This window comes from Lentzea kristufekii, from assembly GCF_033949925.1.
GTDB classification, from domain to species: Bacteria; Actinomycetota; Actinomycetes; order Mycobacteriales; family Pseudonocardiaceae; genus Lentzea; species Lentzea kristufekii.
Map to the genome: position 1 here is coordinate 346,116 of NZ_JAXAVV010000002.1, position 21,839 is coordinate 367,954.

Here is a 21,839-nt window from a genome sequence, read left to right on the forward strand (position 1 = left end):
GGGGCGCCTCTCCCCGGCCCGGGAAGAAGCGCCCCTCGTCCAGCGTTGATACTGACGACTTCGTCCGAACCGATGAGGAGTGCGCCTGATGGCTCCCGACCAGCTGACCGTCTACTCGACCTCGTGGTGCGGCTACTGCCGGATCCTGAAGAGTTCGCTCGACCGCGAAGGCATCGAGTACGTCGAGATCAACATCGAGGAGACGCCCGGCGCGGCCGACTTCGTGATGAGCGTGAACGGCGGCAACCGCACGGTGCCCACCGTCCACTTCCCGAACGGCTCCGCGCTCACCAACCCGTCGCTGGCCCAGGTGAAGGAACAGCTCGCGGCTTAGGGCTGCTCGTACAGGGACGCCGTGGTCGACTGACCGTCCAGCGTCTCGCGGAGGATGTCCGCGTGGCCCGCGTGCTGCGCGGTCTCCCGGATCAGGTGCAGCACGATCCGCCGGATCGACATGGGCCGCGGGTCCTGGTCCCAGGGCGCGGAAGGCAGCGGCACCAGCTTGTCGAGCGAGGCGGTGCGCACGGCCTCATCGGTCGCGCGCACCGCCTCGTCGTACGACGCGAGCAGTTCCCTGAAGTCGTCGCCCGTCCAGGTGTACTGGTCGAAGTCCAGCATTCCCGGTGGGGGCAGGGGCTGTTCGGTCAGGATGTGAGTCCAGCCGCGCTCACACCAGGTGAGGTGCTTGAGCAACCCACCCAGCGTGAGCTCGCTGACCGTCGTGCGCTTCACCGCTTCGGCGGCGGTGAGACCCCGCATGGTGACGCGGAAGGTCCTGCGCTGGTCGTTCAGCTCGTGCAGCAGATCGTTGAGCTCCATGGTCATGCAGTGAAGCTATGACCGAACTAGGACCGCTCGAGTCCTAGTGAGGCCGGCCACTAGCAGTAGAGGTTCGCACCCGTCGGCACGCCGAGGATGCCGGTGAACCGCTGGTAGTTGGAGACGCGGCTCTGGACCTGCGCCGGGTTGCGGCCATCGCACTCCAGCGAACCGTTGATGCTGCGGATCGACTGGCCGAAGCCCGAGCCGTTGGTCATGGCCGCGTGTCCGGTCATCGGGCCGGGCCCGTTCTGGGTCATCCAGTACCAGATGCCCGTCTTCCACGCGATCTCGGCTCGCTGTGCCACCAGGTGCGGGTAGAGCAGCAGGTTCTCACCGATGTAGTCGCCGGCGGCCTTGTAGTTGAAGTTCCACGACAGCTGGATCGGACCACGGCCGAAGTACTTGTCGGCACCGGCGGGGCAGCCGTAGGGCCTGGTCTCGTCGCAGTAGTCCCCGGTCTGGTTGATCTCCTCGACGTACCGGAGACCGCCGGTCTCGTGGGAGATGTTCGCGAGGAACGCCGCCGCTTCCTGCTTCGACACCGTGTCGCCACCGGTCTTCGCGAAGGCCGGGAACGCGCTCAGGGCCGCGACGAGGCCGCTGTAGGTGTAGAAGCCGTTGCGGGACGCCGGCGGGAACATCTGGTCGAACTGGGTTTGGCTGACGACGAAGCCGCCACCACCGCCTCCGCCACCGTCGCAGCTGTGCGGTTCCCAGAACCAGGTGGAGACCGTCGGGTCGTAACCGGGGTTGTCGTGCTCGGCGATGTAGTAGGAACCGTTGTACCGCACGATGTTGCCGGTGTAGTACTGCCGGCCCGCGACCCAGTCCGTGGCACTGGTGCAGGTGCCGCCGCCACCACCTCCACCGCCGCCGTCACAACTCGTCGGCTCCCAGTACCAAGTGGAGATGATCGGGTCGTAGCCGGGGTTGTCGTGCTCGGCCACGTAGTACTGACCGTTGGTGTACTTCACGATCGAGCCGGCCGTGTACCACGTGCCCGCTGCCCAGTTGGTGAACGAGCAGGCCTGTGCGGACACTTCCGCCTGTGCTGACGCGGTCGGTGCGATGACGGCCATGGTCGCCGCCATCGTCACCGCCGCGAGAGACGCCAGAATTCGTTTTCTCAGCAAGGTCACTCACTCCTGGAGTCTTTGCGCCCGGAGGATCAGGTGTGTGAACAACGCTGAGGTTGGCATCGGTGGTTCAGACCAGTCAAGGGTCTAGACCTTTTTCGTCACCAGCAGTACAGGTTCGATCCCGTTGCGGCACCAGCGGCCACTTCGTGTTATCGCTCTCACGGTGGCAGGCAACCGGTTCGTCAGGAGCCGGAGCCGTACGGGCGGGTGATGATCTCCAGCGCGTGACCGTCCGGGTCGTTCCAGTAGACCCCGCGTCCGCCGTCGTTGCGGTTGATCTGCTGCGGCTGGGAGTGGAACGGGTCGGCCCAGTGGTCGAGGCCGCGTTCCTGGATGCGGCCGAAGATCTGGTCGAACTCCTCCTCGGTCACGAGGAACGCGTAGTGCTGCTCGGTGATCGGGCCTTGTGCGGTGATGTAGTCGAGGGAGACGCCGTTGGCGACCTCGACGACGAGGAACGGGCCGTAGCGCACCGGGTCTGGCAGGCCGAGCAGTTCGGTGAGGAAGCGGGCGGAGCGGTTCTGGTCGCTGGCGTGGACGATGGTGTGGTTGAGCTGTACGGGCATGGGTCCTGCTTACTCGCGTGTCAGCGAGTTGTCAGCGGGAATGTCGATGATCACCTGCATGAAGAGGGCAATCATCGGCATCGCGTTCGTGCTGCTCGGATTCGTGTTCCCCGGTGTGGCCAACGCCGAGACGCCGCCCGGTTGCGCGAGTGCCGCGCAGATCGGGTCGACCGGGTACGTCAAGTGGCGTGGCGACAACATCGCGTCCGTGAAGCAGTTCGCCGGGTGCGGCTCGAACTACTCCTACGTCTACGTCTGGGAGAGCTTCCGTGCCACCGGTCGTCACTGGGGCACGCAGACCGCGATCGCCGTCTACGGCAGCGCCGGTGACAGCACGCCGGACTCCTACAAGGGCGGCAACAGCAGCCAGTTCGCCCCCGTCGAGCTGTGGGGCAAGCCGGCCGCCACCCTGTCCAAGTGCACTGCCGCCTACGGCATGATCAGCGTCCAGCAGGACGACAACTTCACCGCGTTCTCCAGCAAGCGCTGCTAGGTCCTGGACAAAACGAGACAGGAATCGGCAACGCCACGGCCAAAGCGCGCATCGCCGCACGCCGGTGGGTGACGGGGCGGCGACGATCGGGCAATACTGCCTTCCATGCGGACACTGGTTGTAGCGGGGCTGTTACTGGGTCTAGCAGTCCCCGCGCACGCGGCACAGGTCGACGAGGACCCTTCGTCGTTGGTGAACCCCTTCGTGGGCACGCAGAACTTCGGCAACACCTTCCCCGGCGCCTCGGTGCCGTTCGGAATGGTGCAGGTCAGCCCTGACACGGGAGGTCAGGGCGGGTACGACTACAAGGCCACCTCCATCTACGGCTTCTCGCAGACGCACCTGTCGGGCGTGGGCTGCGGCGTCATGGGCGAGCTGCCGGTCATGCCGACGGTCGGGTCCGTTGACAACGTTGACATCAACGCCTACAAGTCGGACTTCAGCCATTCGGACGAGGCCGCGCAGCCCGGCTACTACCGCGTCGGCCTGCCGCGCTACGGCGTGAACGCCGAGCTCACGGCCACGCAGCGGACCGGCTGGCAGCGCTACACGTTCCCGTCCTCCGGCGCGGCGAACGTCCTGTTCAACACCGGACGGTCGAACCAGACGGTGCTGGACTCGGAGATCCACGTCGTCGGTGACAGAACCATCGAGGGCCGGGTGCGCAACGGCCGGTTCTGCGCGGGCAAGGACGAGCACACCGTGTACTTCACGGCCACGTTCGACCGCCCGTTCGCCTCCTTCGGCGCGTGGCGCGGGAGCGTTCCCACGCCGGGAGTCCGGGACGCCGCCGGAACCGGCGGGAACGGCGCCTGGGTCACGTTCGACGCGACCGCCGACCGTGATGTCGTGCTGAAGCTCGGCCTGTCGTACACCGGCATCGAGGGCGCGCGGAAGAACCTCGCGGCGGAGGCTCCCTCCCACGACTTCGACGCCGCGGTGGCGGCCGCCAAGGACGTGTGGAAGAAGCAGCTGGACGCCGTGCGGGTGTCCGGCGGGCCGCGGGACCGGCAGGTCGCGTTCTACACCGCGCTCTACCACTCGGTGCTGCACCCGAACCTCGCCGGCGACGTCGACGGCAGGTACATGGGCTTCGACGGGAAGGTGCGCACGGCGTCGGGTTACACGCCGTACCAGAACTTCTCGCTGTGGGACACGTACCGGCCGCAGAACCAGTTGCTGCAGATCCTGGAACCGAAGGTCGCCCGTGACGTCGCACTGTCCGTCGTGGCCAGCGGGCGCGACGGCGGATGGTTGCCGCGCTGGGCGCTGGCGTCGTCCGAGACCAACATCATGACCGGCGACCCGGTGACGCCGTTCCTCGTCGAGGCCTGGTCGAAGGGCCTGCTGAAGGGGTACGAGGAGGAGACCTACAACCTGTTGCGCGCCAACGCCACCTCGCTGCCTCCCGCGGACTCGCCCTACAACGGACGCTCCGGTGTCACCTACTACTCCGATCGCGGGTACATCCCGTCCGGCCTGGAGCTGGGCAAGGACTGCGCGCACAAGGGCGGCGACAACGACTGCGTGCACCCGGCGTCCGCGACCCTGGAGTACTCGGCGGCGGACGCGTCACTGGCGCTGATGGCCAAGGGGCTGGGCAAGAAGGCCGACGCGCGCATGTTCGCGGATCGAGGCCAGTGGTACCGCAACCTGTGGGACTCGTCGATCGGCCAGTTCCGGCCGCGCACCACCGCCGGCACGTGGCTGACGCCGTACAACCCGGTCGACGCGTCGCACCAGTTCCACGAGGGCGGTGCCTACCAGTACCAGTGGCTCGTGCCGCAGGATCCCGCCGGACTCGTGTCGCTGATGGGTGGCCGTCGTGAGACGGAGAAGCGGCTCGACTCGTTCTTCGCCTACGACAAGCTGCTGGTCGACCCGGCCGGCACCGCGCGGCACGACTGGATCACCGAGCCGTACGACTACTACGGCAAGCCGACCTACAACCCGAACAACGAACCGGACCTGCTCGCGCCCTACATGTACCTGTGGTCGGGCACGCCGTCGAAGACCGCGACGGTCGTGCGGGCGGCGATGACGTTGTTCACGACCGGTCCGGACGGCATGACCGGCAACGACGACCTGGGCACGATGTCGGCCTGGTACGTCTTCTCGTCGCTGGGCCTCTACCCGACGTTCAACGGCGCGGACTTCCTGGCCCTGTCCTCGCCGCAGTTCGAGTCCGCGACCGTCCGGATCGGACAGCACGGCTCGCAGGGCGGGACCCTGAACGTCTCGGCGCGAGGGGTGTCCGACACCAACCGGTACATCAAGAGCGTGTCGTTCGGCGGTCGTGACGTCCGCAAGACGTGGTTGTCCTGGACCTCGTTGCAGCGCGGCGGAAAGCTGACGCACGAGGTGTCGGCGAAGCCTTCGTCGTGGGGCACCGGCCGCGGGGACGAGCCGCCGTCGCTGAACGACGGCAACGCGGACTCGCGCCGGGCGTTGTCGGCGTCGTTGCGGAACTCCGAGATCGTGGTGCCGACGTCGGACTCCGCGCAGTCGCTCACCTTGCAGCTCGACGTGCTGGCCCAGTCGCCCGGCGCGACGTCCGTGCGGCCCGTCGTCACCGCTCCGGACGGCTGGAAGGTGAGCGGTGCCAAGCCGTTCGTGATCGTGTCGCGGCACCTGCCGACGCAGAGGACGGTGCCGTTGACGCTGTCCGTGCCCGCCGGTGTGGCCGCGGGCTCGTACGAGGTGTCGGTGCAGGTCGAGTCGGTGACGGTGAAGGCCGTCGTCGAGGTGAAACCGGCGGCTGTGTGCGCGTTCTCGTCGTGTTCGGTGGATGTCACGCCGGAGCTGAACCACGACGGCACCGCCACGGTCGCAGACTCCGCCTCGGGCAACTTCGACGGTGGCGGCTGGAGTTACGACGCGGCACTGCTGCCGTCGGCCGGGCCCGTGACGTGGGGCGGCATCACCTACCAGGCGCCTGATCCCACCGGCACGGCGCCGAACTTCGTGGAGGCGCACGGGCAGGCGCTCCTGCTGCCCAGCGGCCAGTTCTCGTGGCTGCACGTCGTGGGCTCGTCGCACAACGGACCCGTGTCGGCCGGCTTCACCGTCTGGTACACCGACGGCACCTCGGCCGAGGTCTCGGCGTCCATCTCGGACTGGGCGGGTGGCGGCCCGACCGTGCTGGAGATGCCGCACCGCATCAAGGCGGGCCAGGGCGTGGACGGGCCGCCGGTCCGGTTGTTCGGCCAGTCGCTGAGGCTGGACGCCACCAAGACCGTTCGTTCGGTCACGCTGCCCGACGATCCGCGGGTGGAGCTGTACGCGCTGACGCTGGCGTGACCGGCGCTGGTCGAGGTGCCCCCTTGATGAGCCGTTCCGCGGGCACCTCGACCAGCCGGTACAGCAGCCACGCCCCGAGCATCGACACCACGAACATCCCGAGCGCCGCGGCCAGCGGGAACGCGTGCACGTCGAGGAACTTCTCGCTCACCCGGATGACGATCTGGTGGACCATGTAGAACGCGAACGACACGGTGCCCAGCCACACCATCCACTTCGAGCGCCACGGCGAGGACCTGCCGGTGAGGTCGGCCACGGCGGCGGCCGGGATGAGCAGCGCCAGCGGGACGACGGTGCCCGCGACGTAGGGGAACGACGCCGGCAGGTACCAGGAGCCGACGTACGCGACGACGAACAACGCGGTCGCGGGCCAGAGCCCTACTCCGATCCACTTCCCTTGTTGGACCACTCGGGCCATTGCCATTCCCAGGATGAACTCCAGTGCGCGCACTGGCGGGAAGACGAACACGAACCAGTATTCGAGCGGTCCTGGCATGGTTAGTGCAATCGCCGGAACGGTGATGATCGCGATCGTTGCCGCCGATGCGACCAACCACGGTCTGCGCATCTGCCACTTGATGAGCAACGGGAAAGCGAGGTAGAACGCCAATTCGCACGACAACGACCACGCGGGAGTGTTCAGGCTGAAGTAGACGTTCTCGCCCGGAAACCAGGCCTGGACCAGCGACAGGTTCGCCAGCGCCGTCGCAGGGGTCACCGCGGCGGCCGCGACCAGCACGACGAGCCAGGTCGCGACGTGGTTGGGGAAGATCTTCGCCACCCGGCGCCGCCAGACGGTCACCGGCGGGGTGCCCGGCCTGGCGGACCAGGTGAGCACGAACCCGGACAGGATGAAGAAGAAACTCACCCCGGTCGCACCTTGACGGAACGGCACGTCCAGATAAGGCCACAAGCCTGCCGCGTTGATGTGGAATCCGAACACGATGAACGCCGCGATGAATCTCATCCCGGTCAGCGAAGGCAATCGCCTCAGGTTCGCTTCCGTCCCATGGTTCTGCACGACGGTGGATTCGGCCGGATATCTGCCGTTGTTACAGCATTGCGCCGAATGGAAGAATCATTCGTGGCATATTCTTTGCAGGTGTGGAATAGTTGTTTCCGTGCAGCGGCTCAAGAGCGGTGAGCGGTCCCGCGTCTGGGTGGACGGGAACCGGATCATCAAGCAGGTGGTCGGTGATCAGGCGGCGTTCGAGCGCGAGGTCACCGCGCTCCGGCTCGCCGAGCACACCGGCGTGGTGCCGCGTGTCCTCGACGTCGACCACGAGAAGCGGACCGTGGTGCTCGAACGGCTGCGCTCCGACCCGTTCGGGGAGGACTGGGTGATCGCCTACGCCCGAGGCCTCGCCCGTCTGCACATGGCCACCGGACCGGAGCACGCCGGGCTGCTGCCACGCCAGGTGGTCCCGGACCCCGTCCCGTTCCTGCGGTTCGTGCGGGCGCTGGAGGTGGAGATCGGGGGCGCCGAGGCCGAGCTGGTGTTCGAGGACTCCGGGAAGTTCGACCTGCTGCACGGTGACCCGTGTCCCGGCAACGACATGTACTCACCGCAGGGCGCGAGGTTCGTCGACTTCGAAGGCGCGGCACTGGGCGACGGGCTGACCGAGGTCGTCTACCTCCGCATCGGCTTCCCGACCTGCGCGACCGTCAGCGAGACGCCCGGGGAGCTGCGGGAAGCCGCCGAGCAGGCCTACTTCGAGGAACGCGGCTTCACGGCCGGGCTCGAAGACGCGTGCGTGCGGTGGTTCGTGAACGGCGACGCGCTGGTGCAGCGCTCCGAGCGGGACGGGACCGACCACCTCGCCAGGGCCGTCGACGAGGACTGGTTCTGGTACAGCACGACCGCACGTGGCCGGCTGATGTTCCGGGCGCGGGTCGTGGCGACGTTCACCGAGACCCACCCGGAGATGAGCGCGCTGGCGCGGCGGTTGCTCGACCGGATGGGCCACATCTGGGAACCGCAGCCGATCGAGACCCGCCGCACCCACGTCTCATGACCAGGCGGACAGCTTCAACCCCGAGGTGAACGACCGGTCGACGCCCGAGATCGGGTCCACGAAGGACAGCGTGTGGGCGAGCAGCTGCAACGGCGAGGAGAAGTCGTCGAGCGGACGGTCCCGCAGCACCGGGTAGAAGTCGTCGTTCACGATCGGCACACCGAGCCCGGACATGTGCAGCCGCAGCTGGTGGGTGCGGCCGGTCAACGGCTTCAGGTGGTAGCGGCCCAGCGCGCCACGATGCTCCACGAGGGACACGTGCGTCTCGGCGTTGGGCTCGCCGTCGACCTCGAACGCGGTGATGATGCCGCGTTCCTTGATGATCCGGGAGCGCACGACGCGGGGGAGTTCCAGCGCGGGGTCGTACGGAGCGATCGCCTCGTACTCCTTGCGCACCAGCCGGTCGCGGAACATCGTCTGGTACTTGCCGCGCAGCTCGCGGCGCACCACGAACAGCACCAGCCCGGCCGTGACGCGGTCCAGCCGGTGCGCGGGGGAGAGGTCCGGCAGGCCCAGTGAGTCGCGGAGCTTCACGAGCGCGGTCTGCATGATGTGCGCGCCGCGCGGGATCGTCGCGAGGAAGTGCGGCTTGTCGGCGACCACGATGTCGTCGTCCTGGTGGACCACGCCCACCTCGAACGGGACCGGCACCTCCACGGGCAGGTCGCGGTGGAACCAGATGTAGGAGTCCGGCACGAACGGCGCGTCGGCGCCCAGCGGGCCGGCGACACCCCAGATCCGTTCCTCGGCCAGCATCTCGTCGATGCGCGCGGCGGCCACCCGCGGCAGACGTTCCACGAGGTGGTCGCGCAACGACGGCCAGGTGCCCTCGGAGGGCAGCTTCAGCCGGGCCGCGTCCAGGCCGTGGCGCTGGGGCAGAGGGGAGGAGGGTTTGCGTCTCATCGCACCGGCCAGTCTAAATGTTCGGAAAAACCGAACGATATACCTCGCAAACGTTCGCTGTACTGAATGGACTGAGGAACCGAGACTGGACGCATGGCGGTCTTCCTGGTCCTCGGCTCGGTCATCTCACTTCAGTTCGGCGCGGCGTTCGCGAGCCAGCTCTTCGGGCAGATCGGCGCGCCGGGTGCCACGGCGCTGCGGCTCGGCATCTCGGCGCTGATGCTGGCCGTGGTCGCCCGGCCGAAGATCCGCCAGGAGACGATCGTGCTCGGGCTGACGCTGGCCGGCATGAACGGCACGTTCTACCTCGCGCTCGACCGGATCCCGCTCGGCGTGGCCGTGACGATCGAGTTCCTCGGGCCGCTCGGGCTCGCGGCGGTCCTCAGCAGGCGGCCCAGGGACTTCGTGTGGGTCGGGCTGGCGCTCGTCGGCATCGTCGTGCTGGGCGTGCGCGAGTACACCGGCGCGAAGCTCGACCTCATCGGCGTGGCGCTCGCGTTGTTCGCGGCCGCGTTCTGGGCCTGTTACGTGCTGGCGGGACGCAAGGTCGCGACCGCGGGGCTCGGCATCGGCGGCGTCGCGGGAGCCAGCCTCATCGCGGCCGCGCTCACCCTGCCGTACGGGCTGTCGGCGGCCGGCGCCACGCTGTTCGACCCGAAGATCCTGCTGCTGGGCACGCTGGTGGCGCTGATGGCGTCCGCGATCCCGTACGCGCTGGAGATCAAGGCGCTCAGGACGCTGGAGCCGGGCACGTTCGGCGTGGTGCTCGCGCTGGAACCCGCCGCGGCGGCGCTCGCCGGGGCGGTGCTGCTCGGCCAGCACCTGAGCGTGATCTCGTTGTGCGGCATGGCCCTGGTGATCACGGCCGGGGTCGGAGCGGCGCTACGGACAGCGCCAGCGCCTCGCGGAACGCCCGCACAGCGGGATGCTGACCTCGTCCTGCCCGTGCCGCAGTGAACAGCAGCCGGGACATCGGCACCGGCAGGTCGTGCAGGTCGACGGTGATCTCGCGGTCGTACCAGATGAGGTCGGGCAGCAACGCGACCGCGAGGCCCCGCTCCACGAACCGCAGCTTCACCAGCACGTCGGTCGAGGAGGAGCGCACGTCGGGTTCGTAGCCCTGATGACGGCACCAGTTCACGTTGAACGTCCGCTGCGGGAAGCCGGCGGGCTCCATGATCCACGGATGCGTGCCGGCCTCGGAGACCGGCAGTCCACGTGGGACGGCCAGCCGGATGGGGTCCCGGACCAGTTCCCGGTACTCCAGCCCGGCGAGCCTCGCCTCCGGCTGGTCCGGCCACTCCTCCACGAACACGAGGTCGAAGTCCCTGGCGTGCAACGCGGAAAGCGCTTCCGCCGGGTCGAGCACCTGGAACTCGATGCGCAGTGACGGATGCTCGTCCCTCATGCGGGCGAGCGTCGCCGGGATCAACGCCAGCGCCGCCGTCTGGAACGTCGCGACCCGCAGCGTGCCGGTGATCTCGTGCAGCGACGCGGCGACCTCCGACTCGGCCTGGTCCAGGCGGGCGAGCACCTCTTCGGTGTGCCGCACCAGAATTTCGGCCTGAGGGGTGAGCTTCACCCGCCGCCCGACCGGTTCGAGCAGGGGCACCCCGACCTCGGTCTCCAGCAGCGACAGCTGCTGCGACACCGACGACGGGCTGTAGTTCAGCGCCTGCGCGACGGCGGCGAGCGTTCCCCGCTGGGAGAGCTCGCGCAGCAGTCGCAGACGATGGAGGTCGAACATCCGATCATTATCGGCTACGCTCCCGATACCGCCCCCTGAGAAAACGTGCTGTCTTCAGCACGCTTTGAGGAGGTATCGGTATGTCCAAACGACTCCGCGGTGTCGCGGGGATCGCGCTGGCGACCGGTCTGCTCGTGTCGGTCTCACCGGCACAGGCCCAGGTCGAGACGGGTCCGTGGACCAGCTACTCGCCGTCGTTCACCGTTCAGGAACGCGGCTGTGGCAACGTCAGCAACCTGACGTTCCAACTCACCTGCTCCACCGCGAGCGGTGACCAGCGTGCCGAGCGGCGTTACGCCACTTACACCGGCGGCACGCGCCAGTTCGAGGGCAGCTTCCGGATCACGAGTCTCGGCGGCACCCGCATCAGTCTCAAGCAGACGTTCCGGGAGGCCCCCACCGCGGGACCGTTCTGGATGCTCGCCGTGGAACGCGGCGGACGGCTCTACGCCGTGCACGGGGGCGACACCATCGCCACCGGTGCGACCGTGGGGACGACCGTGCGCGTGAACACCGTGCACAACACGGCCACGGAGCACCGCACGTACATCAACGGCTCGCGTGCGCACACCTACGCGAGTTCCGGTACGAGCTTCTACGACAAGTTCGGCGCGTACAGGACCTCCAGCGGCCAAGGACCTGCCACGGTCACCTGGAGCAACATCCGGTTCTGGCGCAAGTGAGCCGTCTTCTTTGACCAGAAGCGGCTTGCCTTCGGTACTCCTGCTGTTCCTGGCTGCCTGTGGCCAGGAACAGCAGGACCCCGTGCTGACGTCCGAGCTGACCTCGCCGATCGACGTGACGCTGCACTGGCGTCCGGAGGCGGGGTCGGCCGGGCAGGTCGTCGAGTACGCGAACACCCGGGACGGCGACTACACGATCCTGGAGTTCGCCTCGGCGGCGAAGAACACCTACGAGCATCCGGACCTGATCCCGGAAACCGAGTTCTACTACCGGGTCCGGCCGTACACCGGACCTGCCTCGGCCACCGTGGACGTCGTGTTACCCCCTGGCGACGACGTGCCGGAGATCGAGGGACCGGACTGGACCGCGCCGGTCAAGGCCGGCGGGGGCAAGGCGCCGGTGGCCTCGCCCGAGGCGGCGGCATCGGAGGTGAAGGCGGAGGTGAAGCACGCCAACGGGATCCTGTTCACCTGGCAGGACCGTGCGTCCGACGAGGACGGGTACCTGATCGAGGTGAGGCCCGCGGGCGCGGCGGACTACCGCGTCGCCGTGCAGCTCGACCCGGACACCACCTCGTACGGGGTGATCACACTTCCAGACGAGAAAACCGCGACCTATCGGGTGCGGGCGTTCCGGTTCGGATCACCGTCGAACCTGACGCACCAGACGACGGGAAAGGCCTGAGCGCCTGTCTGGCACTCCACGCGCTCGCGGCTAGAAGCAATGCCGCGAGCGCGTAGGGCCAGGTCGTTCTCTCCGTGACGGCCAGTGCGGCGTTGATCATGGCGAGCAGGCCGAACACGCTGCTGAGCAGCCACCAGGTCAATCGGTCTTCAGGCGAGTGAGCAGTCATTCGGGTGGGCTACCCGTTCTCGACCTCTTTCACACCTTCTTCCTCTTCTTTTTTCTCACCGCGCCGGCGCATGAACGAGAAGCCGGGGATGCCGAGGATCGCCTGGCGCATGTCGCTGGTGACTTCGAGCAGCTGGTGCACCTCCGGGCCGACCTTGTCCAGGGTCGCGAGGATCGGCAGGATGTCGCTGATCAGGTGCTCCGTCAGCACCGGCAGCTCGTCGACCAGCTTGATCGCGGCCTCGACCTCGTGCGGGGAGAGCTCGTCCACGAACCGCTTCGCGAGCGGCTGGGCCTGCTTGGCGAGCGGCTCGTACATGGCGATCAGCTCGCCTGCCGTGTGCGCGGTGTGGCCGGCGGTCGTGACGACCAGCCCGGCCCGTTCGGCGACGTCGCTCGCGCTCGCCGTGATCGCGCGGACCTCGTCGACGGCCTTCTCCGCGTCCGCCACGACATTGGCGGTGCGGTCCACCAGTGTGCCGGCCTTCGCGACGATGCCGTCGACGGAGTCGATCGTGCCGTTGACCTTGCGGACGAGCTGTTCGACCTCGCCGAGCAGGCTCAGCACGCGGGCCGGAACGGCCGCGACGGCCACTGTCGTGCCGAGGGCGGTGTTGAGCGCCTGCTTGGCAAGTCCCATGCCGGGGATTTCCATGCGTCCACTCTGCCTTACGCGTTGGTCGGGTTGGGGGAACGCCATTCGGTTTTCAAAACTGTCAGACCCCGCGATTACCGTTCCTGATGTCTGCCAGCCGGCTGACCGGGCGAACCGGGAACCATGCGCCGCCCGAAGTTGTCAGAGCCGGGGGCTAGCATGCCCGGCGGGCGAGGGGAGGGCGCGTTATGTCTTGGTGGCACCGGATCAGACGCATTATCTCCGGTGGAGGGCGGGAATCGGCGAGTTTCGTCGCGGCACTGCTGGGTGTTCTGGTGCTCGCGGGCGCCGCGCTCGGGCAGGGCATCTCCCGCACGTCGGTCGCGGTGTCGGACGGGCTCACCTGGCTCGGTGACGACCAGCGCGGCGAGGTCGTGCAGATCAACCCCGGTTCGGGCAAGCCGCAGACCCGGTTGCAGATCAGCGGCCCCGACTCGCAGCTGGAGATCGCGCAGGAGGACGGCCGGCTGATCATCCTGAACCGGCGCACCGGCGAGATCACCGTCATCGACCTGGCGACGCTGCTCGCCTCCGGCCGCCGGCAGGCGCCGCCCGGAGCGACGAGCAAGGTGCTGGTGTCGAACGGGATGGTGTTCGTCGTCGACCGCGCGACCGGCACCGTGCACACCGCCGACCCGCTGACGCTGGCCGACGTCGGGCAGACCTGGCAGGCCGGTCAGCCCCTCGCCGACGCCGTCGTGGACGAGCGCGGGGTGCTGTGGCTGGTCGACCACGGCGGCACGTTGCGGTCGCTCGACTGGTCGGACGACGAGGAGCGGTTCGAGGAGCGCTCGAAGCGCCAGGTCACCGGAGCCGGGCCCCGCACCGTTCTCGTGCCGCACGACCAGGGCGTCACGCTCATCGGTCTCGACGGCGGTGTCGTCGTGCGCGACGGCACGGGGGAGGACGTGAACTCGTCCACCGACCGCTCGGACGCCGAGGTGATCGCCGCGCAGTCCTCGCCGATCGACCTGGTGCCCGCGTCGGTGCCGTCGTCCTCGGTCGTCGTGCTGGTCGTCGGCCGTGACGTCCTGCGCGTCGACGTCGGCGCGATGGGGTGCCCGAAGCCGGGGCGGCCCGCGGTGTTCCGCGACAAGGTCTACGTGCCCTGCAAGGGATCCGGCAAGGTCATCATCCTCGACCGCGGCGGCAGCCGCGGTGGCGACGACGTCCGCACGTCCGGTGGCGCCGACCCCGAGCTCGTGTTCGACGACGGCCGGTTGTTCGTGAACGTGCCGGGCTCGTCCTCGGGCGTGCTGGTCGACGCGGACGGCGCGACGCGCTCGCTGACGATCCGCAGCCCCGAGCTCCCGGTGAAGGACCCGGACCGCTCGCCGCCTCCGTCCGTGCCGCCGCCTCCGCCGCCGAACCCCGACGAGCCGCAGAAGCCGCCGCGCAACAACGGCAACAACGGCAACGGCTCGACGACCGAGGTTCCACCACCGCCGTCGGTTCCTTCCACGCCGCCCTCCGCCGGCAGCGCGGCTCCGGCCGCGCCCGCCGGGGTGACGGTGCGGGAGAAGTCGCGCACCGCTTCCGCCCTCGTCGTGACGGTGAGCTGGACCGCGGCCGTGTCGGCCGATCCGGTCGTGGGCTACACCGTCGCGGGCTCCGGTTCGTTCAGCGGTGGCTCGGTGTCGGCGCAGTCGGCCGGTACCTCCGCCGATCTTTCGGTGCCGTGCGCGGGTTCCACGTTCTGCTCGGGCGGCAGGCTCGACGTGACGGTGCGCGCCTCGACGGCGTCGACGGCCGGTGCCGCGGGCATGGCCGCGTTCACGGTCACGCCGCCGCCCCCGAACAACCCGCCGCCCAACAATCCGCCGCCGACCACGACCACCACGCCTCCGCCGCCTCCCCCTCCGCCGGTCACGACGACGACCACGCCTCCGCCGCCTCCTCCGCCGCCCTCGCTGCCGAGCGCGGGTGCCGTGGTGATCTCGTCGATCACGGGTGTGCGCACGAACCCGACCCGGCGGGTCACCCTGGCGCCGCCCGCCGACTGGGCGAGCCACAACGGGCGCTGCGAGGTCGTGAACAAGACGTACGGGTTCTCCGTCGGAATCCCGTGCAACGCGACGTCGGCGACCATCGACGTGGACGAGGGCAGCAACGCGATCGTGGTGCGCGCCTTCGCGGCCTCCGGAGCAGGCCAGGTCGACTCGGCGCAGAAGAACGCGCTCTTCACCTACGACGAGTGCGCGGGCAAGCCGAGCTGCATCCCGCGCATGGCGCCGGCCGGAGCCGGTACCGCGCCGATGGGCGCGGGCGGGCTCGGTCTGCTGGCGTGCGCGTTCCTGCTGCGCATCGGTGTCCGTCGTGGAGAAGAGGAAAAGTGATCGACACCGGTGAGGTCTCCGCCTTCCGCGACCTGCACACCCGTCTCGCGGACGCGGTCGAGAGCGCCGTGCGCGGCAAGCGCGACGTGATCGACCTCGTGCTGGTGGCGATGTTCGCGGGCGGTCACGTGCTGCTCGAGGACGTGCCCGGCACGGGCAAGACGACGCTGGCGCGTGCCGTCGCGGGCGCGCTGGGCGGGGTGTCGCGGCGCGTGCAGTTCACGCCCGACCTGCTGCCGTCCGACGTCACGGGCACCTCGGTCTACGACCCGCAGACGGGCCAGATCCGGTTCCGGCCCGGTCCCGTGTTCGCGAACATCGTGCTGGCCGACGAGATCAACCGCGCGGCGGCCAAGACGCAGTCCGCGCTGCTGGAGGTCATGGAGGAGCGGACCGTCACGATCGACGGCGTCGGGCACGCCGTGCCCGACCCGTTCCTCGTGGTGGCCACGCAGAACCCGATCGACCTCGACGGCACGTACCGGCTGCCCGAGGCGCAGCTCGACCGCTTCATGCTGCGCACCTCGATCGGCTACCCGTCGGTCGAGGACGAGCTGGAGGTGTTGCGTCCCGGCAGCGGTGCGGGCCGGATCGCCGACGTGCGCACGGTGTCGTCGCCGCGGGAGATCAGTGCGTTCAGCGCACGGTTGCAGCTGCTGCACGTCGCCGACCCGATCCTGCAGTACATCTCCGCGCTGGGCACGGCCACGCGCACCGACGAACGGCTGCGGCTCGGCACCTCGACGCGTGGCCTGCGGACGCTCGTGCGCTGCGCACAGGTGTACGCGGCGTCGAAGGGGCGGCATTTCGTGGTGCCGCAGGACGTTCAGGACATCGCGGACCCGGTGCTCGCACACCGGCTGGTGCTGACGCGCGAGAGCGTTCTGTCGGGCGTCACGACGTCCGAGGTGCTGGCCGACGTGCTCTCGCGCGTGGCCGCGCCCAAGCCCGCGACGCAATGAGACTCACCGTGCGCGGCACCGGAACCGCGGTGCTGGGCCTGCTGATGCTCGGGGTCGGCCTGTGGTGGCGGTACGCGGGCATGGCGGCGTTCGGCCTGGCGCTGACCGCACTGGTCGTCGCCTCGATCGTCTCCGTGCTGGTCGCGTCGCCGCTGTCGGTCTCGCGCACGGTCCGCCCGCGCACGGTGCCGCGGCTGGCGCGGTGCAGCGGCAGGCTGGAGCTGTTGTCCACCGGTCGCTGGCCGGTGGCGCTGGACGCCGTCGACGTCGTGGCGGGCTCGCCGATGGACGTCGACGTGCCGTTGCTGGCACCCGGCGCGGTCGAGGCCGTCGACTACGCGATCCCGACCGAACGGCGCGGTGTGTTCGACGTCGGTCCGTTGACGTTGCGGCGCAAGGGTCTGGCCGGTCTGGCGCAGGCACGCACCGTGCTGGGCGAGGTCGTCCAGGTGCGGGTGGTCCCGCGCGTGCTGCCGGTCAGGGGCCTGCCCTCCGGTGCCCGCCGGGGCCAGGTCGGCGCCGACGAACGCGTCGAGCGCGGCGGTACCGACCTGGTGGGGCTGCGGGAGTACGTGCCCGGCGACGACCTGAGGCGCCTGCACTGGGCGACCTCCGCGCGCACCGGCACGCTCATGATCCGCGAGGACGCCGACCCGGCCCGTCCGCACCTGGCCGTGCTGCTGGACGACAGCGCGTCCTCGTACGCGGAGGAACAACGCTTCGAGGAGGCCGTCGAGGTGGCGGCGTCGCTCATCACCTCGGCCCTGGACCAGGGGCACCCGGTGCGGCTGCTGACGTCGTCGGGCGGCACCGACATGGAGGAGCAGCAGGACTCGGCGCCGATCCTGGCCGCGCTGGCCGACCTCGCGCTGCGGGACGTCGACGGCCGGCCGACCGTGCCGGTGCGCGACCTCGACGTGGTGGCCGTGATCAGCGGGACCTCGGTGCCGGCCCTGGTGCTGGAGGCGGGACGGGCCGCGTTCGGCGTGGTGCTCGTGGTGGACGAGAAGCGGCCGGTGAGCGCTGCCGGGTCGGTGCTGGTGGTCAGCGGGTCGCGGGCGGAGGACCTGGTCGACTCGTGGAACGCGGTGGTGGCGCGGTGAGCAACTCCCTGCTGAAGTACGGCTGGGTCACCGCCGTCCTCCTCGTCGGCGCCCTCCAGCTCTCCCAGGCCTGGGACGGCGCCACCCTCTACTTCGGACTCGCCGCGCTCGCCGGATTCGCGGCCCTGCCGCTGAAGCGGATCGTCCCGGCCGGACTCGCCGCCCTCGCGGTCATGGTGCTCGCGCTGACGGGCGGGTTCTTCCTGGCCCGCGGCGCGTCCCCGGACCGCGACCCCACGTGGGTGCTGCTCGACACCGTGCCGAGGCTGCTCACGGCGGCCCGTCCGGCGCCCGCGACACCCGAACTGCTCGTGCCCGGCCTGCTGCTGATCATCGGCGTGTCCACCGGCATGGTGCTGTCGGTGACCAAGCGCGGCACGGCGTTGTTCGTGCCGGCGCTCGGCGCGGCCACGCTGTACGTGTCGGCGGCGTTGCTCACCACCGGCCGTGCGGACCGGTACGGCCTCGTCGCGCTGACGCTGGTCGTGGTGCTGGCACTGGGCTGGCTGATCATCGACCGGCGCGGGCCGGTGCTGCCGCCCGCAGTGCTCGCCACGGCCCTGGCCGCACTCACATTGCTCGCTTTCGTCTTACCCACCAACGGTTTCGAGCCGCGCAAGCTCGTCACGCCACCGGTCACCGGCATCGACATCTCGAACCCGCTGCCGCAACTCGCCGCGTGGGCGGCGCAGGGGGACACGGAGCTGTTCCGGATGCGCGGGCCCGAGGTGCCGGTGCGGCTGGTGACGCTGAGCCGGTACTCGGGCGCGTCGTGGGAGGCGGCCTCGACGTACGGGCCGCTCGGTGTGGTCGACGCGCCGGACCTGCCGACCGGCGGGAAGTTCCAGGACGCCAGCGCGGACCTGCGGATCACCGGACTGCAGGGGGAGTGGCTGCCGGGCGTCGGGAAGCCGCAGGCGGTGTCCCTGAGCAACGCCATGGTCGATCCCGACACCGGGTCGCTGGTCGTGGCCGAAGGGCTGAAGGCCGGGCTGAGCTACACGGTGCGCGGCGTCGTCGAGACCCCGGCCGACACGGATCTCGTCGAGGCCCAGGTCCCTGCCGCCGCAACGAAGTACACGGCGTTGCCGCGGTTGCCGTTCACGCTGGCCGAGTACGCGCGGCAGGCGACGCAGAACGCGCGCACGCCGTACGAGAAGGCCGTGGCGCTGGAACAGGTCGTGCGCCTCAACCGCAGGCCGGACGCCGAGGCGCCGGTCGGCTCGTCCTACGCGCGGCTGGAGACGTTCCTGTTCGGAGCGGCGGGCGAGTCCGGTGCGGGAGCGGGGACGGCGGAGCAGTTCGCGTCGGCCTACGCGGTGCTCGCACGCTCGGTCGGGTTGCCGACACGGGTCGTGGTCGGGTTCCAGCCGGTGCCCGAGCAGAACGGTGAGCGGATCGTGCGGGCCGCGGATGCCACCGCGTGGCCGGAGGTCTACTTCAGCGGGTGGGGCTGGGTCGCGTTCGATCCCGTGTCCGGCAACGGAAGCGGGCCGAGCGCCGCCTCGAAGCGCGAGGTGCTGAACCGGCTCGCGTCGACCACCGCGAAGCCGCCGCCGACCTCGCTCGCGTCGGTGCCGCCGCTGGTGCAGCCGACCGCGGTGCGCGACGACCGGGCCGCCGCGCCGCAGGCTCCGAAGGGTTTCCCGTTCTGGGCGTTCACACCGGTGCTGGTGCTCGTCGCACTGTTCGTGGCACGGACTTCGCGCCGCGTCAGGCTGCGCGCGGCCGGTCCGGTCGGCGCGTGGAACGAGGTGCTGGACTCGTTGCAGCTCGCCGGGCTGCGGCCGAAGCCGAGCCGGACCGTGCCGGACGTCGCGCGCGAGTGGGGTGAGGCGGGCGCACAGCTGGCCGTTCTGGTCGACCAGGCCGCGTTCGCACCGCGGCCGGTCGAGCACGAGAACAGCTGGCGGCTGGCCCGGCAGGTGAAGAAAGCGGTGCGGCGCAAGGCTTCCTGGTGGCGCAGGGTCGTCTGGGCGGTCGACCCGCGGCCGTTGTTCCGGCGCTGACGGATCAGCGGACGACCTGTGCGGGGATGCAGTTCTTCCCGGTGACCTTGAACAGCGCCTCGCACAGCGCGGGAGCGGTGTCCGACGGGAACGGGCCGAGCCAGATGAACTGCGTGAACCGGGTGTCCTCCGGAACGATGACCGGGCAGACGTCGTCGCGTCTGCTCAGCAGCGCGGTTTGGCCGCGCAGCGCCGGGTTCGCGCTCTCACGGTGCCGCACCCACATCGTCTCGTAGTCCAGCAACACCCTGACCTCGCTCTCCGGCATCGCGCCTTCCAGCGAGTGCAGGACGAGGACGGACGAACCGGGGTCGCACGGCATGTCCGTGTATTCGAGCTGATCGGGCACGGCGGGCGTGGTGGTGGTGACACCGGTGTTCTGATGGGACTGGGACTGGAGGTTGCCGCCGATCAGCATCCCGATCCCGATGCCGACGACGAGCGGAACGGCCGCCAGCACGAGTGTTCGGCGCTTTCGCCCACGAGCGAACATCGGTGGGCCGGCATAACGAGCGCTCTGCACCGGGGGACCGTACGCCAGTTCGTGCACCCGCAACAACATCGGTCCGGAACATTCAGTTCCTGTTGGCACAGACCTTTGCGGAGCTGCCGCGTTCGCCGTTGTAGCCGAGCGCCGCGATCTGGAAGCAGCGCCGGTCGCCACCACCGTCCTCGACGACGTACTTCGTGCCGCCACCCGTCACCGTCGTGAGCGCGTTCGGCTTGGTACCGGTCACGTCGACCACCACGAACTGGGCCTGGCCGTCGCTCGGATCGGTCCACTCCAGCTCGATCGACCTGCCCTTGTACTCGGCGCGCTTGAGGACCGGGACGAACTTCGGGTCGGTGTTCGGTGACGGCCCCGCGTCGGCGGAGTCCGACGTCGGCACGGGCGGTGTCGTTGTCGTCACGGGTGGTTGAGCCTGCTGACCGCCGTTGTCCCGGTTGAGGACGATGCCCGCGGCGAGCCCGCCCGCCACCGCGATCACGGCCAGCAACGCGAGGACAGCGCCGCGCTTGCTCTTGCGGACCGGCGCCGTCATCGGTTCGACGGGAGGGAGGTCCACGCTCGGCAGCACCGCGACCGGAACAGGACGCGGAGGTGGTGGCGGCGGGACGAGGTCGTGCTGCCGGTAGGTCAGGTCTTCGAGCCTGCCCCGCCACGAGTCGTCGCGCTCGGGCTCGGGTTCCGGTTCGGGTTCCGGTTCCGGCTGGAAGCCGCGCGGGCCGAAACCGGGTGCCTCGGTCGGGCCCTCCGGGTAGAAGTCGGGGCGTTCGCCCAGCATCGCCGTCGCGTCGGGGTCCACAGTGGACAGCACGGTGCCGGAGTTGGCCGCCATCAGCGCGTCGCGCAACTCCAGTGCCGAACCGAAGCGCTCGGCCCTGTCCTTGCGCAGGCAGCGGTCGATCACGGCGACCAGCCACGCCGGCACGTCGAACCGGGTGAGCGGCCGGGGTTCGCCGCTGCTGACGCGGCCGACGTAGGACAGCAGCGTGTCCTCGTCCGGGTTGTCCGAGGCGAACGGCGGCTTGCCCTCCAGCAGCGTGAACAGCGTCGAGCCGAGCGACCAGACGTCGTCGGCGAACGACGGGGTGGCGCCCTCCAGCATCTGCGGGGCGGCGTGCCGGTAGCTGACCATCTGCAGCGACGCGGAATGCCCCGCGTCGGCGCCGCGCGCGATGCCGAAATCGGCCAGCACGTACGAAGTCGGGAGCACCAGGACGTTCTGCGGTTTCACGTCCCGGTGCAGGATGCCCTGGCCGTGCGCGAACGCCAGCGCGTCCGCCACCGCGATGCCCGCCGCCACCACGTCCTGCACGGGCAACGGGCCCATGGCGCGCAAACGGTCGTGCAGCGAACCTCGTTCGTAGAACTCCATGACGATGCACGGGCGGCCGTCCGGCAGTGTGCCCGTGTCGAGCACCGTGACGATGTGCGGGTGCTGGCGGCCGAGTTCGACGGTGATCGCCAGTTCGCGGCGGAACCGCGCGACCGTGGCCGGGTCCGTCACCTGCAGCACCTTGACCGCGACGTCGCGGCCCAGACCGTCCTGGCGGGCCCGGTAGATCGTGCCCTCGCCGCCCTGCGCGATCACGCGGAAGGCGCTGAAGCCGGGCAACGCGATCTCGGGCGCCTGCGCGGCGCTCTGCGCGGGCGCCCAGGCCATCAGATCGTCGTCCACCGGCGAATCCTATCCCGGAGCGAGGGGGTCACCGCTGAACGTTCGTCGGGAAAGGCGTGGAGGGTTCGAA

20 protein-coding genes are annotated in these 21,839 nt (G+C 69.6%); 11 read left to right on the top strand and 9 right to left on the bottom strand.

What is annotated here, in order from left to right; genetic code table 11:
• Positions 1-88 precede the first annotated feature (88 nt).
• Positions 89-334 carry a mycoredoxin gene (locus SK571_RS05195; RefSeq protein WP_030472806.1) on the top strand — a complete coding sequence of 82 codons (246 nt, stop codon included), beginning with the start codon at positions 89-91 and terminating at the stop codon, positions 332-334.
• On the opposite strand, the gene SK571_RS05200 is transcribed toward SK571_RS05195, so the two are convergent.
• From SK571_RS05200 to SK571_RS05210, 3 genes are all read right to left on the bottom strand, one after another.
• The gene (locus SK571_RS05200) at positions 331-825 is read right to left on the bottom strand and encodes a DinB family protein (protein WP_319982877.1); all 495 of its coding nucleotides are present in this window, start codon (positions 823-825) and stop codon (positions 331-333) included. The two genes, SK571_RS05195 and SK571_RS05200, sit on opposite strands and share 4 nt — an antisense overlap.
• 53 nt (positions 826-878) lie before the next feature.
• Positions 879-1,955, bottom strand: a complete 1,077-nt coding sequence (locus tag SK571_RS05205) for a glycoside hydrolase family 19 protein (protein WP_319983154.1) — start codon at positions 1,953-1,955, stop codon at positions 879-881.
• Between the two features lie 188 nt (positions 1,956-2,143).
• Entirely contained in the window at positions 2,144-2,527 is a 384-nt protein-coding gene (locus tag SK571_RS05210; RefSeq protein WP_319982878.1) for a VOC family protein, read from the bottom strand.
• Positions 2,528-2,585: 58 nt separating this feature from the next.
• Here SK571_RS05210 and SK571_RS05215 point away from each other — a divergent pair, with 58 nt between their 5' ends.
• Both SK571_RS05215 and SK571_RS05220 read left to right on the top strand, forming a co-directional pair.
• Positions 2,586-3,020 carry a hypothetical protein gene (locus tag SK571_RS05215; RefSeq protein ID WP_319982879.1) on the top strand — a complete coding sequence of 145 codons (435 nt, stop codon included), beginning with the start codon at positions 2,586-2,588 and terminating at the stop codon, positions 3,018-3,020.
• A gap of 96 nt (positions 3,021-3,116) precedes the next feature.
• Positions 3,117-6,320 carry a GH92 family glycosyl hydrolase gene (locus SK571_RS05220; protein ID WP_319983155.1) on the top strand — a complete coding sequence of 1,068 codons (3,204 nt, stop codon included), beginning with the start codon at positions 3,117-3,119 and terminating at the stop codon, positions 6,318-6,320.
• On the opposite strand, the gene SK571_RS05225 is transcribed toward SK571_RS05220, so the two are convergent.
• The gene (locus SK571_RS05225; protein WP_406601942.1) at positions 6,268-7,287 is read right to left on the bottom strand and encodes an acyltransferase family protein; all 1,020 of its coding nucleotides are present in this window, start codon (positions 7,285-7,287) and stop codon (positions 6,268-6,270) included. The two genes, SK571_RS05220 and SK571_RS05225, sit on opposite strands and share 53 nt — an antisense overlap.
• Before the next feature lie 154 nt (positions 7,288-7,441).
• Between SK571_RS05225 and SK571_RS05230 the strand changes: the two genes are divergently transcribed.
• Positions 7,442-8,335: a phosphotransferase family protein gene (locus SK571_RS05230; RefSeq protein WP_319982881.1), complete on the top strand. Its 894-nt coding sequence runs from the start codon at positions 7,442-7,444 to the stop codon at positions 8,333-8,335.
• Here the strand turns inward: SK571_RS05230 and SK571_RS05235 are convergent.
• The gene (locus tag SK571_RS05235) at positions 8,330-9,238 is read right to left on the bottom strand and encodes an RluA family pseudouridine synthase (RefSeq protein WP_319982882.1); all 909 of its coding nucleotides are present in this window, start codon (positions 9,236-9,238) and stop codon (positions 8,330-8,332) included. The genes SK571_RS05230 and SK571_RS05235 overlap by 6 nt on opposite strands.
• 93 nt (positions 9,239-9,331) lie before the next feature.
• Here SK571_RS05235 and SK571_RS05240 point away from each other — a divergent pair, with 93 nt between their 5' ends.
• On the top strand, positions 9,332-10,195 hold the full coding sequence (locus SK571_RS05240; RefSeq protein ID WP_319982883.1) for an EamA family transporter: 864 nt from the start codon (positions 9,332-9,334) through the stop codon (positions 10,193-10,195).
• Here the strand turns inward: SK571_RS05240 and SK571_RS05245 are convergent.
• Positions 10,098-10,985, bottom strand: a complete 888-nt coding sequence (locus tag SK571_RS05245; protein ID WP_319982884.1) for a LysR family transcriptional regulator — start codon at positions 10,983-10,985, stop codon at positions 10,098-10,100. The genes SK571_RS05240 and SK571_RS05245 overlap by 98 nt on opposite strands.
• A gap of 80 nt (positions 10,986-11,065) precedes the next feature.
• On the opposite strand from SK571_RS05245, the gene SK571_RS05250 reads away from it, so the two are divergent.
• Positions 11,066-11,668 (top strand): hypothetical protein, encoded by a 603-nt coding sequence (locus SK571_RS05250; protein WP_319982885.1) that lies wholly within the window; start codon positions 11,066-11,068, stop codon positions 11,666-11,668.
• 25 nt (positions 11,669-11,693) lie between these two features.
• The gene (locus tag SK571_RS05255; RefSeq protein WP_319982886.1) at positions 11,694-12,353 is read left to right on the top strand and encodes a fibronectin type III domain-containing protein; all 660 of its coding nucleotides are present in this window, start codon (positions 11,694-11,696) and stop codon (positions 12,351-12,353) included.
• 178 nt (positions 12,354-12,531) lie between these two features.
• Here the strand turns inward: SK571_RS05255 and SK571_RS05260 are convergent, their stop codons facing one another.
• Positions 12,532-13,176, bottom strand: coding sequence for a hypothetical protein (locus SK571_RS05260; protein ID WP_319982887.1), 645 nt, complete (start codon positions 13,174-13,176; stop codon positions 12,532-12,534).
• 188 nt (positions 13,177-13,364) lie between these two features.
• Between SK571_RS05260 and SK571_RS05265 the strand changes: the two genes are divergently transcribed.
• From SK571_RS05265 to SK571_RS05280, 4 genes are read left to right on the top strand one after another with little or no spacing between them, the layout of a single operon-like run.
• Positions 13,365-15,512 carry an NHL repeat-containing protein gene (locus SK571_RS05265; protein WP_319982888.1) on the top strand — a complete coding sequence of 716 codons (2,148 nt, stop codon included), beginning with the start codon at positions 13,365-13,367 and terminating at the stop codon, positions 15,510-15,512.
• Complete coding sequence (locus SK571_RS05270; RefSeq protein ID WP_319982889.1) at positions 15,509-16,474, top strand: AAA family ATPase; 966 nt, start codon at positions 15,509-15,511, stop codon at positions 16,472-16,474. Before SK571_RS05265 ends, SK571_RS05270 begins: the two co-directional genes overlap by 4 nt.
• Before the next feature lie 8 nt (positions 16,475-16,482).
• The gene (locus tag SK571_RS05275; protein WP_319982890.1) at positions 16,483-17,577 is read left to right on the top strand and encodes a DUF58 domain-containing protein; all 1,095 of its coding nucleotides are present in this window, start codon (positions 16,483-16,485) and stop codon (positions 17,575-17,577) included.
• Positions 17,574-19,586: a DUF3488 and transglutaminase-like domain-containing protein gene (locus SK571_RS05280; RefSeq protein ID WP_319982891.1), complete on the top strand. Its 2,013-nt coding sequence runs from the start codon at positions 17,574-17,576 to the stop codon at positions 19,584-19,586. The genes SK571_RS05275 and SK571_RS05280 overlap by 4 nt, the downstream gene beginning before the upstream one ends.
• Positions 19,587-19,590: 4 nt before the next feature.
• Here SK571_RS05280 and SK571_RS05285 read toward each other — a convergent pair whose 3' ends face one another.
• Positions 19,591-20,148: a hypothetical protein gene (locus tag SK571_RS05285; protein WP_319982892.1), complete on the bottom strand. Its 558-nt coding sequence runs from the start codon at positions 20,146-20,148 to the stop codon at positions 19,591-19,593.
• Between the two features lie 13 nt (positions 20,149-20,161).
• The gene (locus tag SK571_RS05290; protein WP_319982893.1) at positions 20,162-21,769 is read right to left on the bottom strand and encodes a serine/threonine-protein kinase; all 1,608 of its coding nucleotides are present in this window, start codon (positions 21,767-21,769) and stop codon (positions 20,162-20,164) included.
• Positions 21,770-21,839: the final 70 nt, after the last annotated feature.